The sequence below is a fragment of the Psychromonas sp. genome (genome assembly GCF_983033635.1).
On the sequence record NZ_CEZLMY010000037.1, the window covers coordinates 14,000 to 28,795 of the forward strand.

Genomic DNA, 14,796 nt, shown 5'->3' on the forward strand with positions numbered 1-14,796 from the left:
AGGCGAGCCCTAGCTAATAAGCAAAATACTAAGCCTAAATCTCGATTTTTTCACCACAGTATCTCTAGCATAACCTCGCTTTTTTAAATTTACCGGTATTTAATAGCGTGATAACAGCCAAGGAAAAAACAGATGTCGAACATACTTTTATTAGCCAATCTAAACTGTGATCGGGTATTGCAGCTGGATAAACCGTTAACCACAGGCGGCCGTCATCACTACGATGATATGGGACGGCGTTTAGGTGGCGGTGGCGCGAACACAGGTTTAGGTCTGGTCTTTGCGGGACATCATGTCGCTTTAGTTAGCCAAATCGGTAATGATAAAACGGCTGACTGGTTATTAGCTGAAGCGAGTCTGCAGGGGCTGGATTGCCATTTATTACAACGTAATGATCTGCTCACACCGGAATTACTGCTGCTTATGACACCTGATGGAGAACGAACCATAATTCGACCTCATCGCCCGGTGTTTACTCTGGGGCTGGCACCGGATTTCACGCTTTGGGATGCGCTCTATATCAATTCATCTGCAGTCGGCGCTGAAATTTGGGCCAAGGCTGCTCTTGAACATACTTTAGTTGTGGCACAATTAAGCAAAGATGAACGTGCCCGCCCTTGCCATATCTTAATTTCATCGAAATCAGATATGGCTGGTCGTTGCTTAAATATGGATGACAGCGCTGCAATATGGCAATACGGCCAGCAGATTGCAGGCACACAGTTACGCTACTTTATTGTTACTGATGGACAAAATGGTGCCACGGCTTATAGCCAGCAATCCAAACTGAATATTCCTGCGCTAGCGGCGAAAGTGGTGGATACTACCGGCGCGGGGGATGCTTTTGCTTCCGGCCTGATCAATGCTCTACTTGAGAAAAAAGAGATCACTGCCGCGATGAGCCAAGGGGCATATTGGGCTGCAATTGCAGTAGCAACAGATAGTTCGACTCCGGGTAAAGAGTTACAAAACTACCTGATGAAATTGCGAGGTTCCAGCAGAGTTTAACGCTTTGAGAGCCCGGCTTAAAAAGCCGGGCTAGTTGCAATTGCAGAAGGTTAATTTCTATAACAGGGCAGCCAAAGCTTTTAACTAAAAAAGTAATGGCTTTCCTCTTTTTCATAAAAAAAGACAGGGATGCATATTTATTCTCATAAAACCTCTACAGCCAGCTGTAAATGGCACTTAAATAACCCAGGAAAACTAGAGTCATCTCTTGCATTTTACATTAAAAATAAAAAGATAAGGCTCTCGTTCCTTATATGGATTGCAGGGTATAGAGCATGCTGATAAAGTACCCTGCTAAATTGCTTCGTATAATCCCAATGATATGGTTTGGGAGTTTCTACCAAGATCCTTAAATTCTTGATTATGAAGTCTGTAACTTTACGTACCTAAAATAAAGGTAGAGACTGATGAATTACTTTAACTTACCTAAGATCGATCTGCATTGCCATCTAGATGGTAGTGTCCGCCCGCAAACAATTATTGATCTCGCTCAGCAGCAAAATATTACCTTGCCGAGTGAAGATATTAATGAAATAAACACCTTAATGATTGCTCCTGAAACCTGTCTAAACTTAGATGAATATCTGAAGCGATTCGAACTGCCGCTATCAGTAATGCAGATTGCAGAGGGTATCGAGCGTATCTCATTTGAGCTATTTGAAGACGCGGCTAAAGAGAACGTTAAATATTTAGAAGTTCGTTTTGGTCCTCTACTGCACCTTGAACAAGGTCTGACTCTCGATCAGATTATCGGCAGTGCAGTAAAAGGGATGAAGCGAGCTGAAAAACTATACGATATCAAAGGTAACTACATTCTATCGTTACTAAGACATATGCCTAAAGAAGGTATTAAAGGTGTTGTTGACGCAGGTGCAAAATATCTTAATAACGGTGTTGTTGCTTTTGATTTAGCAGGTGGTGAACTACCGGGGTTCTGCGAAGAATTCGTACCTTATGCGCAATATGCTGCAGAGAAAGGTTACCGAATTACCATTCATGCTGGTGAGCAAGGCTCCGGCCAGAACGTATATGATGCAGTATCGCTACTGGGTGCTGAACGAGTTGGACACGGTATCCATATTAAAGGGCACGCGCCAGCCTATGATCTGGTCAAAAGCAAAGCGGTTGCTTTGGAAACCTGCCCGAGCAGTAACGTACAGACCAAAGCTGTGGACAACCTTAGCAGCCATCCGATAAAAGAATTTTATCAGGACGGTGTGCTTATCACTATTAATACTGATAATCGTACCGTTTCTAATACCACCATGACCGATGAAGTGCGTAAAGTTATGGAAGAGTTCAAGTTGAGCCGTGAAGATTACTTTAATATCTATAAGATAAGCGTTGCACACTCATTCGCCAGCGAGTCAGTGAAACAGCACTTACTGCAGTACGCTGAGTAACCTTAATCACGCTAATCCTGAAATACTAGCTACTGTTTGGATTGCTAGAAAATAAAGGAAGCCAGCAGTTAATTTATTTAACAGCTGGCTTTTTTATATCTGTTTCTATCTTGCTACATATTTAGCCAGCTTTTCCCGCAAGCCTGCTAATCTAAAACATAATCTGTGGTAATAATTTCAAGAACATGACCATTCGGATCTTCAAAATATAATCTCCGACCATCATAAAGTCTATTGATAGAACTGTCGCACCACCAAGAGTGCTAGCATAATCGTCCAAATAACAAACATTTCCACATTTAATATTTGCTTAACACTCTATTTAACAGCCTAATTGATATTAGATCGCAACCTGCCATTGACTTGGACGTCTAGACGTCCTAGTATCGTTTTGTTGTTTACGTTTTAATGCTCGCTTTGCCTACAGTGCAGACAGAACAATAACGTACTCTTAATTAAATTCAGGAAATTTGATGATAGAAATAAGAAATGTTAATAAGGTGTTTTATCAAGGTGAGCGAGCTATCAATGCGCTCAGTGATATCAACCTTAATATAACTCAAGGTTGCATATACGGTGTTATCGGCTCTTCGGGAGCGGGTAAAAGTACCTTAATTCGTTGTGTTAATTTATTAGAGCGCCCGAGCAGCGGTAATATCATTGTTGATGGTATTGATCTGACTTTGCTTTCAAATCAAGAATTAACATTAACTCGCCGTAAGATTGGCATGATCTTCCAACACTTTAACCTGCTCTCATCACGCACTGTTTTTGACAATATCGGCCTGCCTCTAGAACTGGCTGGTATGAATAAAAAAGCCATAAAACTTAAAGTTGATGGTTTATTAGAGCTTGTCGGACTGAGTGATAAAAGTGATAGCTACCCTGCTAATTTAAGTGGTGGACAAAAACAACGTGTTGCGATTGCCCGCGCATTGGCTTCCGATCCAAAAGTATTATTGTGCGATGAAGCAACCAGTGCGTTAGATCCGGCCACCACACTATCAATTTTAGAACTGCTGCGAAAGATCAACCAGGAGCTAAACTTAACCATTTTGTTAATCACGCATGAAATGGCGGTGGTAAAAGGTATCTGTTCTGAAGTCGCTATTATTGGTGATGGTAAATTAGTTGAACAAGGTCGAGTCGGTGATATTTTTGCCCACCCTAAAACTGCATTAGCACGTCAGTTTATTCGCTCGACATTAGATCTCTCTATTCCCGAAGATTACCGCAGCCGTTTATTAACGGAACATGTCGACAACAGTTATCCGCTAATACGTTTGGAATTTACCGGAGCTTCGGTTGATGCACCTTTAATCAGCCAAGTTGCACGAGAGTTTAATATCGATATCAGTATTCTTAGTTCGAATATGGACTATGTGGGTGGGGTTAAATTTGGCCTGATGTTAGCTGAGTTTTTTGGAGCAGAAGACGCTGCACAGCAAGCTATCGCTTTTCTAAAAGAACATAAAGTCGAAATAGAGGTGTTAGGTTATGTCGCTTGATTCAATTTTCAGTTGGTGGGGAAACAATGAACGCCTTATCGCTTTATTAGTCGATGCATTAGGGCAAACATTAGCAATGGTTTTTGCTTCAGGTTTTATCGGCTTTATTTTCGGTATTCCATTGGGGGTTTTATTACACCTGAGTAAAAAATCAGGTTTACTTGAAAATCATGCTTTAAATAAAACACTGGGTATCGTGGTTAATATTGGCCGCTCAATTCCATTTATTATTCTCTTGGTTGCGATTATACCCTTTACACGTTTTATCGTCGGAAGTTCAATTGGCACCGCAGCGGCAATTGTCCCGCTAACGATTGCTGCGATTCCGTTTATCGCACGTCTTGTTGAAGGTGCGTTATTAGAAGTACCTTCAGGTTTAGTGGAAGCTGCGCAGGCGATGGGAGCCAAACCCAGACAGATCATTACCAAAGTACTTCTGCCAGAGGCACTGCCCGGCATTATCAATGCAGTGACTATTACCCTAGTTACTCTCGTAGGTTATTCAGCAATGGCAGGAACCGTTGGTGGCGGAGGACTTGGTGATGTAGGTATTCGTTATGGCTATCAGCGTTTTGACGGCACGGTAATGATGATTACTGTAGTTATCTTAGTAATTCTTGTACAAATTATTCAATCTGTTGGTGATCATTTAGTTAAGCATGTTGATCATCGCTAAAAATTTCAATCCAAACTAAAACTAAAATTCAGGGAAACACCTTGAAAGGAGAAATACCATGACCTTTAATCTTAAAAAGATTTTCACTGTTGTCGGCTTAGCCTCAACACTGGCACTAGCTGGCTGTAACGATAACGAAGCTGTTGTACAGACCAACCCAGTTGTTGATAACAATAAAATTACTGTTGGCGTAATTGCAGGATCCGAAGCACAAGTTGCTGAAGTGGCCGCACAAGTTGCAAAAGTAAAATATGGTTTAGAAGTAAATCTGATTATTTTTTCTGATTACATTACACCTAATGCAGCACTGGATGAAGGCTCTATTGATGTGAATGCATTCCAACATAAACCTTATCTTGATCAGCAAATTAAAGATCGTAACTATAAGTTTGCTATCGCAGGTAATACATTTGTTTACCCTATCGCCGCTTACTCAAACAAAATTAAATCACTTGATGAATTAAAAGATGGAGATCAAATTGCAGTACCAAGCGATCCAACCAACCTGGCTCGTGCTTTAATGCTTCTTCAGCAGCAAGGACTGCTTAAATTAAAAGATGGTGCAGATCTGACAGCCACGGTACTTGATATTGTAAGCAGCCCTAAGAACTTAAAGATTGTCGAGTTAGAAGCAGCACAACTGCCGCGCTCTCTTGATGATGTCACTTTTGCAATTATCAATACAACTTATGCAAGCAGCATCAACTTAACACCGGAGCAAGACGGTATCTTTGTTGAAGATAAAGAATCACCATATGTAAACCTGATCGTTGCCCGTGAAGACAATGTGGCAGCTGAAAATGTAAAAACATTTGTTAAAGCATACCAGTCAGAAAAAGTTTACCAGGTAGCGCAGGAAATATTCAAAGGTGGCGTTGTTAAAGGTTGGTAATTTTATAGATACAAACCAGTGCTCATCTAACTCTAGTGGTTTGGCATAAGCAACTAAAAAAGGTATTGATCCTAGATCAATACCTTTTTTTTTAACTACCAGATCCGTTGCATATATATTTCGCTTTAATGACAGTCATAAAAAACAGAGCGAAGTCTGCTTGGTAAAAGCATTTTAGGGATTAATTCGATCTAATCGTCATTTCTCTAATTTGGATCTGAATCGGTAATAACACGACCGTCACGTGAATCATAGTAAATGGAAAGCGTCGGTAATGGGTTATAGAAAAATCGGCATTGATCTGGCCCGATATAGGTAACTTTATAATCGGAGTCAGCAACATCTGCAGAGAGCGAAACTGTTGGCCCCTCTTCTAATACAGTGATCCATACAGAAATACAATCTTCTGTATTATCAAGCCTTGGGCTCTCCTCAAAAGGAGGCCAGCTTTGTGCCGGCCAGCCCCACTGGTTGATATCTAATTGACCATCACTTCCATGACCATAAACCTGCAAATTATCAACCGGACCTGAATTGCCTGTAGCGATCCATTTCATATTGGCGAGATTGATAGCGCTGGCAAAAGCACCTCCCGTGCCTTTTACTACAGAAACTTGACTGTCTTGTTTAAGATTCACAAATTTTGGCAGAGCAGTGGCTGCTAATACCCCCAGAATAATAATAACCACCACAAGCTCTATAAGAGTGAAACCTGTTGCGTTGTTTATTAATCTTGGTTTATTGAACATACATATCCATGCGAGCAGTTAGTGTCATTAAAATTTAAGTGCTTATTAGGCTGATTTTTATGCGGAAAGTAAATAATTTATTTAAAGAAAAGAAGAGTTGCCGCGGAATTTGTATTGTTAATACTTAAAAAGAAAAGGCTGGAGATCCAAATTGAAAATGGCGGTTATAAAATAAACCAATAAGCTATGAATCTCCTGCCTTGCCAGCTTAAGATAAACAACTACAGACACAGTTCCGCCCTGAATCTTTTGCTTTATACAGGTATTCATCGGCTTGTTTAAACATTGAAGATTCATCATTGTAAGGTATATCAACAATGCTGCTGACGCCAGCACTGACAGTAATTGATAATGTACACTCTTTACAACTAAAGAATGTATTTTCAACGGTTTGGCGAAGTTTCTCAGCAATAACTAAAGCGTCATCAAGATTAGTATCGGGTAATAATAACGCAAACTCTTCGCCACCTACTCGCCCTATATAATCAGATTTCCGTACCACGCTTTTACAAATATCCACAAATTGCTGTAACACTTGATCGCCACACGGATGACCGTAATTGTCATTAACTAATTTAAAGAAATCTATATCCAATAAGATTAACACCAGCTCACCATTAGATTTTATCGCCTTTTGATAATCCAATCTGAACAAGGCCATAAACTGGCGACGATTAAAGGCTTTAGTGAGACTGTCGACGGTTGCATGCTCAATTAACTCATTTTGAGCATCAATCTGTGCAGCTAAAATATTATTTGCATAATGTGCCAGGGTAATAAATTCTGAATATTTTAAACTGTCTTTGACAATCAATCTGTTTGTGCTCGATGCTGATTTAAAAACATGAATAAAACGCTGCATATCTCTATCCAGACTATTTTTGAAAGCGAATCCAACCATCACGAAGACAGCCAATAAAATCACAGTAATGGCCAGCACATTAAACATACTGCGTTGTAATGACTTATCCATCTCCACTTTGAAATTAGCTATGTATAACTCAACCTCTTCCACATAAGTTCCCGCACCTAAAGTCCATCCCCAAGGTAGAAAAGCTTGCACATAAGAGGTTTTAGTCGAAACTTTATCTGTGACAGGATTAACCCATGAATATTGTACAAAACCACCATATTGATTATTAATTACGTTATTGATGCTGGTAATTAATTTGTTGCCATGGATATCAGAAAACTCTGAAATATTCCGATGTTTCATATTAATTAACTCAGGGTGCGCAATAAACTCCCCTTGCTTATTAAACACAAAAATATAATCCGAACTTTTACGCTTAAAATTAATTTTATCGAGAATACTTTGTTTGGTATCTTGATCAATATCAGACTCATATTCAAAACCACCTATGTACCAGCCTAGGGCTTTAAACGGCTTGATAAAAATAAGGGCGGGTTGGTCAGCTGTTCCTGATTCTGTTAAATTTTCCTGCAGAAAACCACGACCTTGGCTTTTAATCAAATAGGTCATTTTTTCGCGTAGCGTTTCTGAAAAGGTACTGTTTTGTTTGCTCTTTCTAGGTTTTAAACTTTCTAAAACAGGGGTACCATTACTGTTATAAATGAAATAATGACCTTGTTTATTGTTACCGGCTATTACCGGGGCTAATGCCTCAATAACCGATTGTTTAATTTCTGAAAGTGGGCTGTTTTCTCTGTTCTGATAATAAATGTTTTCGGCAATTAATAATGCTTGCTCGACATGAGCTTGCATCTCCAATTTTACCCGATTTCGATAACTGTATCTTTGAAACGCAATAAACTCGATCAGGTCTGCGACTTGATCTTTAACGTGAGTTTTTTTAGCCAATAATTGTGCATCCCGAATTTCATTAATTTGTGTTTGATGATCACTTTTAATCATCTCAATATAATAAAAAGAGATCACAACAGAAGAAGCGATCATCAATACTAAAATGACCGCTGTAAATCTACCTAGCAAACTTTTTCTTTTCATCTCATCCATTAAATTATCCCTGTTTAATAAATTTTTAAAATCGAGTCAAGGCAGGTAAATATAAATTTCAGAGCGCTGCAATATTGCTATCACGGCCTCAAGATACAAAAACGATTGTAGGGCTTATCTAGTAAAAAGACACACAATATAATAGGTTAATTTTAATAACAATTTCAGTGCGTAATGTCAAGATTATCACTAATGGCTAGCTTACAAGATGCAATATTTACAAATGCATTAACAATAAATAGAATTTTTCATTAATTGTAACAAGAGCCCGGCTTAAAAGATTATCGGGATAACGAGGAAAGACCCGCTCATTTATTAGACTACCCTTTTTCTTATGAACTTTATAAGATAAAAGTCAATGAACCAGCATATTTTAACGATTTCTCTTATCTAATTACCTGATATATATATGGGGGCATATATCTCCTCGCATATTTTTTTGAGTAATACTTATTCTTCAACCATACTTATTATTAATTTTCTTTGAAGACATAGTATGATGCTCAATCGTTCGTTGAAATTTTTTTTGTATTTTACGATCATCTGCCTGATTGGGCTCTTTGCTGCTTATTCATCCGCACTGCCAATTCATAATACAGATGATTTACAACTGAAATATCCCGCCTTAGTTGAATCTATATACCAAAACCACTCTGACAATAATTATTGGCAAGAGGAGTCGCTAAGAAATGAATTTGAAAAGCAAATAATATTAATAGCTCTTGCTGATGTTAGCGATGATTTATCTGATTGCTACCAGGCATTAAAGCAGGCGACTAAACAGAAAGATTGGCAGCGCTATGAACGTGTAGCTTCAGATTCGTTACTGTTTTATATGTCCTATACAGAGCAAATAGCCAGTAAAGGCATCTCCTGGTTATTTGGAGAGCGAATAGAAAATAACATTGGGGCACCATCCAATAAATCAATTGACGCATTTTTTAATGCTTCATCTACTCAAGCTCGATTGGAATATTTACAAGCGTTATTACCCAGATCAGCTCAACATACTCGCCTCTACCAAAATTTGTTCGATTTTTATCTGAACAGCAAAAATATTTCTCGTTCTCCGAAATTTACAGCTTTTGCAAAACAGGATAAAAAGCTTCAGCAAAAAGATTTCTTACTCGCTCGCTTACAAATTTCAGGAGATATATCGCTGCAGATGAAACTGTATTTTGAGTCACAGGAGAAAGAGCTCTACAGCCAGGAGCTTCAAGAAGTGATTCAACTTTTTCAAGTACGTCACGGTTTAAAACCTGACGGTATCATAGGTAAAAACACCCGCTATTGGCTTAATATCAGTTATCATGAACGTCTAAGATTAATGGCATTAAATATCTTAAGACTGCAATTGTGGGCAATCAATAAACCCAGAATGGTATTAGTGAATATCCCAAATTATACAATGGAGTATTGGGAAGATGGCCAGAAAGTATTTGAAAGTAAGGTGATAGTCGGTCGTTCAGAAAGAAAAACACCGCTCTTTACCTCTAAACTTGATTCGATTGTATTTAATCCAGCATGGAACGTACCAATTACAATAATGCGTGAGGATATTCTGCCTAAGGCGTTATCAGACAGTGATTATTTGAACCAGCACCAATATGAGATCATTCCAAGTTGGCGAAGTAAAGAGGTGATTGATCCGAATCAAATTGAGTGGGAGTCGATCACTGCAGAGAATTTCCCCTATAAATTGCGCCAAAAACCGGGACACGCTAATGCGCTTGGTTTATATAAATTCAACACTCCAAACAAATACGCCATCTATCTACACGATACACCTGCAAAATACTTATTTGAAAATAGAAATCGCACTTACAGTTCGGGTTGTATCCGTGTCCAAAAAGCAGAGCAATTTGTACAACTGCTTATGGATAAATCGGGTTTTTCATCTCAAGATTATGATAGGCATCATAAAGAGCAAAAAACCAGTGTGGTGGGTTTAAAGAAAAGAATAACCCTTTATACAATGTACCAGACAGTATGGGTGGATGAATCAGGTTTTACGCAGTTTAGAAAGGATATTTATGATTACGACAAACTAAGTAAAAGTAAAATTAAAACAAAATATTTTCATTTTCAGTAAAATAAAACCCCTTATTCTTCAATCAGTAAGCTAAGCAATGGCGTATCTCTGCAACATTTAAGCGATATCTCGTTTGACCCCATTATAAATACCCCGTATCTTCGCACTCAACTGTTCATTATCTGCACAATGGAGCTTTATGAGAACCCCTGATTTTAGTCGTCGAACATTTCTTAAAACCGGCCTTGTTGCTTTAGGAGCAGCGGCTTTTCCATCTGTATCATTTGCATCATTAATGAGCGACGCGCCCAGAGTATTGCAGATGAATAATCTTCATACCGGTGAAAGATTACTAACAGAATATTTCGATGGTCAAGACTATCAGTTAAGTGAACTGCAGAAGATTAATCATTTATGCCGTGATTTTCGCCAAAACGAAGCGGTAAATATGGACAGAGGTTTATTCGATCAACTCTCTAGAATCCAACAACTCATTGGCTGTGATAATCAAGTTCAAATCATCTCAGGTTATCGTTCCCCTGCAACCAATGAAATGCTCCGCGGAAAATCAAGCGGTGTCGCTAAAAAAAGTATGCATATGCGCGGTAAAGCGATTGATTTTCGCCTAGAAGGTGTACCGTTGGCTGAAGTTAGAAAAGCTGCGCTATCACTTAAAGCAGGTGGTGTAGGTTATTACCCTGGCAGTAATTTTGTGCATATTGATACTGGACACTTTCGTTCATGGTCATGATAACGACGTTAATAACCGAAAAAAGTAACAAGCAAAATGGCTAGCAAAATGGCTAGCAAAATGGCTAGCAAATTAGCTAGCCATTAGGATGTAGTAAAAAGATTTGAATCACTGTTAGCTGTAATTTACAGTTTAACCATTACCGACCTGTTTGCCCCAAACATTGCCCTGTAAACTAACATGAACAGTGATCTCTTCACGATCATGATAAAGCTGCTTAGCTTGTAGTTGATAGTTCAGACCTGCTTCTTCTAACATATCGGTTAAGATTTTCAAATCTTCACTGGCTTCCTGGTAGCGTTTTTTCATTGGCAGTTTAAGGTTAAAAATAGCTTCTTTACACCAGCCTTCAATCAACCATTTGGCCATCAGTTTTGCGACACGTTTTGGTTTTTCAATCATATCACACACTAACCAATCGATATTTTTACGCTCTGGCTCGTACTTAAAGCCATCAACCATATAATGGGTTACCTGGCCACTATCCATTAAGCTCTCAGCCATAGCGCCATTATCAATACAGGTAACAAATAGTCCGCGGCGTACTAACTGATATGTCCAACCACCCGGACATGCACCTAAATCCACCGCTCGCATACCAGAGTGTAAACGCTCTTCCTGCTCTTCTGGTGTTAAAAACACCTGGATTGCTTCATCAAGCTTTAATGTTGAGCGGCTTGGCGCTTCACTTGGGAAACGTAAACGCGCAATGCCCATATATAATTCGCTGCGATTATTCGGCACAGAAAAACCGATATAAGCGGATTGATTATCTAAAAAACAGAGGTGATAACAGAGCTTTTTACGATTCTCTTTATTCGTCAAACTGTTGTGCTTTTTCAAGGCTTGGCGCAGCGGTACCGTAAACTTACGACAGAAAGTTAATAATGGTTTTGTCTCATCACCTTCCGGTGTTTCAACATACAGATCGCCCCCCATAGGCATATTGCGTGTCACTTCAAGAATCGGACTAATACGATCATCAAGCGGCAGGTTTTCCACAAATGCTTTTACAGCTATTAACTGACGGGAAAAAATAAGTTGCGAATAATCAAGCTGTTTTACTAACCCTTCCACTTCCTCCGGGTTATAACATTGGTAAAATACATAACCGCTATTACGCACTGTTTTAATAAAACCAAATACTTCTAAAGCCGTTGCTTTGTCTTGTATTTCATTTGCACAGTCATTTTCAAAACCGGGACGACAATATAATAAAATTCCTAACATACCTACCTCTGCTCAATATCTCTTAAGCGTAATCTTTTAATATACTCAGACTAATCTGAGCTTTTAATATTTTTGTCTTTGAACAAACTTACCAGCAATAACAGCCATGCGATTATCAATAATAAACCACCAATCGGTGTTATCGCTGCCACTGTCTTAGTACCGGTTAAAACGTACAGATATAAACTGCCACTAAAAAAACAGATACCTAATACAAATGCAATTTTACTAATGAGTAAAAAGCGATTACTAATAAAAAGTGAAAGCACACAAACGACTAATAAAGTGATCGCATGAAATAACTGGTAAGTAACGGCTAGTTGGAAGTATTCAATCTGCTGACTAGAGGCCCAGCCACTTAAACCGTGGCTGGCATATGCACCTAACGCCACGCCTGCTGCCCCTAATATTGAGGCGATAATTAAAAACAGACGTGTTGTATTAGGGATTGTCAAATGAGTGATAATAGTTACTCGGTAATAATCACATCTAAGCTTTTCGCTAACTCATCCATCTGTTTCATTTGTGACAGGAATGGTTTTAGCTTATCAAGAGGAAGTGCACATGGGCCATCACACTTAGCGTTGGCTGGATCTGGATGCGACTCTAAGAACAAGCCGGCGATTCCTTGTGACATGCCCGCTAAACCAAGTTGTACCACTTGGCTACGACGACCACCAGCACTATCACTACGTGCTCCAGGTTTTTGTAATGAATGAGTCACATCAAAAATAACAGGGTAACCTGTTTCTTTCATGGTGCTGAAACCTAACATATCAACCACCAGGTTGTTATAACCAAAACAGCTGCCACGTTCACAGAGAATGATCTCATCATTGCCCGCTTCGTTGAACTTAGTAATGATATGCTGCATTTCATGCGGAGCTAAAAACTGCGCTTTTTTCACATTAATAACCGCATTGGTTTCAGCCATTGCTTTAACAAGATCGGTCTGACGGCTTAAAAATGCAGGTAGTTGGATAACATCAACCACTTCCGCTACAGGTTTTGCTTGGTAAGGTTCATGTACGTCGGTAATAATTGGCACATTAAAGGTCTTTTTGATCTCTTCAAAAATACGCAAACCTTCTTCAAGCCCCGGGCCACGATAGCTATTAATTGATGAACGATTGGCTTTATCAAACGATGCTTTAAATACATATGGAATATTTAACTTCGATGTAACTTCAACATAAGTTTCTACCATCTTCATTGCTAAATCACGTGACTCTAAAACATTCATGCCACCAAATAAAACAAATGGGCGGTCATTGGCAACATCAATATTGCCTACTTTTACTATTTTTTGTTTCATCATTTACTCTCTTCTTTATTAGTGAAGCACTTGAGTATTTGTCTCAAGGCTCATCTGTTTAATCTGTTGTTTTAATAGGCTTACAATTGGATCTTCAGGAAATTGTTCAATAAAGAATTCAAAATCGCTACTTGCCAATTTAAAACAGTCTAGTTGCTGAAACAGGAAACCGCGATCTCGTACTTCATAAGCATCATCAGGATCAATGCGCAGTAAAATATCACAACACAATAAGGCCAACTCTAAGGCATCAGCCTGAATATAGGCGGCCTTAATAACGTTAATTAAGCGTTTTATTACGGTTTTATTATCATCAGGCTTAAGCATATCAAGCGTTAATCGAGCATGATTGCCTAACTGTCCACGAACTTTAAGTTCAAGCAGATCCCATGAAGGTAACTCACCGGTAAACGGATCAAGATAAAGCACTTCATTTTGTAGATTAATACGAATCAAAAATCCGCTCGGAAAGCAGATCCCTTGCGCATCAAAATCACAGGCATTTAATAAATCTAAGAGTAAAACCCCCAGACTAATTGGAATCCCTTTTCGGCGTGATAATACTTTAGAAATCAGGGCGTTTTTAACTTTAAAAAAAGCTTTCCAATCACCTCTAAATTCTTGCTGCTGGTAAAGAATATCAAGCAGTTTATTTAGTTTTTCTTTATCAGCAACGGCAAAACCAGCTAGTTTCGATTTAATAACAAGATGTTGCAGACGTAACTCATCTTGAAACTTTTTAACACTAATGCCTGTTATTTCCGATTCAACAACAATGGCGGCATCAATCAGTGAGCATGCCTCAAAATCGAACTGTTCATTAATCAACAGTTCACTATTTTCATAATCGACATTTTCTACAACATCATTTTTAGATACAGTTATCACGTTTTACCCTACTAATAAAATAGCTTGTTTGCTGATTGCCAGCTTGCCGATATAAGCAAGCCAACCAAACGCACCTATAAACGCTAAAAATTGCATCCCTTTCCGTTTACTTTTATCTAAAGCAACAGAAACCATCACAAGATAAGCGACAAATGCACCTATTTTTTCGATTAACCAAAAACCATGATTATCAAAAGGATTAATTTGCACAAACCACATTAAAATCAAACCTAACAGCAAAATAGTAAAATGAGTATGTAACAATATTTTTTTGAAAATTACTTTTTGTGCATTTTTATGGCCAGTTTTCTGCCAGTAAAAAGAAACGATAAAAAGTAAAACTGCCAGTAAAATAAAGGTTAAGTG

General features: G+C 38.6%; 14 protein-coding genes and 1 riboswitch. Of the genes, 7 read left to right on the forward strand and 7 right to left on the reverse strand.

Going from position 1 to position 14,796, the window contains the following annotated elements:
* The first annotated feature begins 132 nt into the window (after window positions 1–132).
* The 5 genes from AC4GME_RS07365 (at window position 133) to metQ (ending at window position 5,487) form a co-directional block, all read left to right on the forward strand.
* On the forward strand, window positions 133–1,008 hold the full coding sequence (locus AC4GME_RS07365) for a PfkB family carbohydrate kinase (protein ID WP_490379192.1): 876 nt from the start codon (window positions 133–135) through the stop codon (window positions 1,006–1,008).
* A 284-nt stretch (window positions 1,009–1,292) separates the two neighbouring features.
* Window positions 1,293–1,392, forward strand: a riboswitch (purine riboswitch).
* 23 nt (window positions 1,393–1,415) lie between these two features.
* Window positions 1,416–2,411 (forward strand): adenosine deaminase, encoded by a 996-nt coding sequence (gene add, locus AC4GME_RS07370; protein WP_490375925.1) that lies wholly within the window; start codon window positions 1,416–1,418, stop codon window positions 2,409–2,411.
* 473 nt (window positions 2,412–2,884) lie between these two features.
* Window positions 2,885–3,919: a methionine ABC transporter ATP-binding protein MetN gene (metN, locus tag AC4GME_RS07375; protein ID WP_490375924.1), complete on the forward strand. Its 1,035-nt coding sequence runs from the start codon at window positions 2,885–2,887 to the stop codon at window positions 3,917–3,919.
* The gene (locus AC4GME_RS07380; RefSeq protein WP_490375923.1) at window positions 3,909–4,595 is read left to right on the forward strand and encodes a methionine ABC transporter permease; all 687 of its coding nucleotides are present in this window, start codon (window positions 3,909–3,911) and stop codon (window positions 4,593–4,595) included. Before metN ends, AC4GME_RS07380 begins: the two co-directional genes overlap by 11 nt.
* A gap of 58 nt (window positions 4,596–4,653) precedes the next feature.
* Window positions 4,654–5,487, forward strand: a complete 834-nt coding sequence (gene metQ / locus AC4GME_RS07385; protein ID WP_490375922.1) for a methionine ABC transporter substrate-binding lipoprotein MetQ — start codon at window positions 4,654–4,656, stop codon at window positions 5,485–5,487.
* 206 nt (window positions 5,488–5,693) lie between these two features.
* On the opposite strand, the gene AC4GME_RS07390 is transcribed toward metQ, so the two are convergent.
* Together AC4GME_RS07390 and AC4GME_RS07395 are read right to left on the reverse strand one after the other, a co-directional pair.
* Window positions 5,694–6,236 carry a type II secretion system protein gene (locus tag AC4GME_RS07390; RefSeq protein ID WP_490375921.1) on the reverse strand — a complete coding sequence of 181 codons (543 nt, stop codon included), beginning with the start codon at window positions 6,234–6,236 and terminating at the stop codon, window positions 5,694–5,696.
* A 208-nt stretch (window positions 6,237–6,444) separates the two neighbouring features.
* Window positions 6,445–8,214 carry a sensor domain-containing diguanylate cyclase gene (locus AC4GME_RS07395; RefSeq protein WP_490375920.1) on the reverse strand — a complete coding sequence of 590 codons (1,770 nt, stop codon included), beginning with the start codon at window positions 8,212–8,214 and terminating at the stop codon, window positions 6,445–6,447.
* 526 nt (window positions 8,215–8,740) lie between these two features.
* Between AC4GME_RS07395 and AC4GME_RS07400 the strand changes: the two genes are divergently transcribed.
* Both AC4GME_RS07400 and mepK read left to right on the forward strand, forming a co-directional pair.
* Window positions 8,741–10,306: a L,D-transpeptidase family protein gene (locus tag AC4GME_RS07400; RefSeq protein ID WP_490377231.1), complete on the forward strand. Its 1,566-nt coding sequence runs from the start codon at window positions 8,741–8,743 to the stop codon at window positions 10,304–10,306.
* A gap of 139 nt (window positions 10,307–10,445) precedes the next feature.
* Window positions 10,446–10,997, forward strand: coding sequence for a peptidoglycan L,D-endopeptidase MepK (mepK, locus tag AC4GME_RS07405; protein WP_490377232.1), 552 nt, complete (start codon window positions 10,446–10,448; stop codon window positions 10,995–10,997).
* A 132-nt stretch (window positions 10,998–11,129) separates the two neighbouring features.
* Here the strand turns inward: mepK and rlmM are convergent, their stop codons facing one another.
* The 5 genes from rlmM to AC4GME_RS07430 all read right to left on the reverse strand — a co-directional run.
* Window positions 11,130–12,227, reverse strand: a complete 1,098-nt coding sequence (gene rlmM, locus AC4GME_RS07410) for a 23S rRNA (cytidine(2498)-2'-O)-methyltransferase RlmM (RefSeq protein ID WP_490377233.1) — start codon at window positions 12,225–12,227, stop codon at window positions 11,130–11,132.
* A gap of 50 nt (window positions 12,228–12,277) precedes the next feature.
* Window positions 12,278–12,619 carry a DUF423 domain-containing protein gene (locus AC4GME_RS07415; protein WP_490377234.1) on the reverse strand — a complete coding sequence of 114 codons (342 nt, stop codon included), beginning with the start codon at window positions 12,617–12,619 and terminating at the stop codon, window positions 12,278–12,280.
* Between the two features lie 77 nt (window positions 12,620–12,696).
* The gene (kdsA, locus tag AC4GME_RS07420) at window positions 12,697–13,542 is read right to left on the reverse strand and encodes a 3-deoxy-8-phosphooctulonate synthase (protein ID WP_490377244.1); all 846 of its coding nucleotides are present in this window, start codon (window positions 13,540–13,542) and stop codon (window positions 12,697–12,699) included.
* Window positions 13,543–13,560: 18 nt separating this feature from the next.
* The gene (locus AC4GME_RS07425) at window positions 13,561–14,430 is read right to left on the reverse strand and encodes a SirB1 family protein (protein WP_490377235.1); all 870 of its coding nucleotides are present in this window, start codon (window positions 14,428–14,430) and stop codon (window positions 13,561–13,563) included.
* A 3-nt stretch (window positions 14,431–14,433) separates the two neighbouring features.
* A partial coding sequence (locus AC4GME_RS07430) for a SirB2 family protein (RefSeq protein WP_490379193.1) occupies window positions 14,434–14,796 on the reverse strand: 363 nt, incomplete at its 5' end.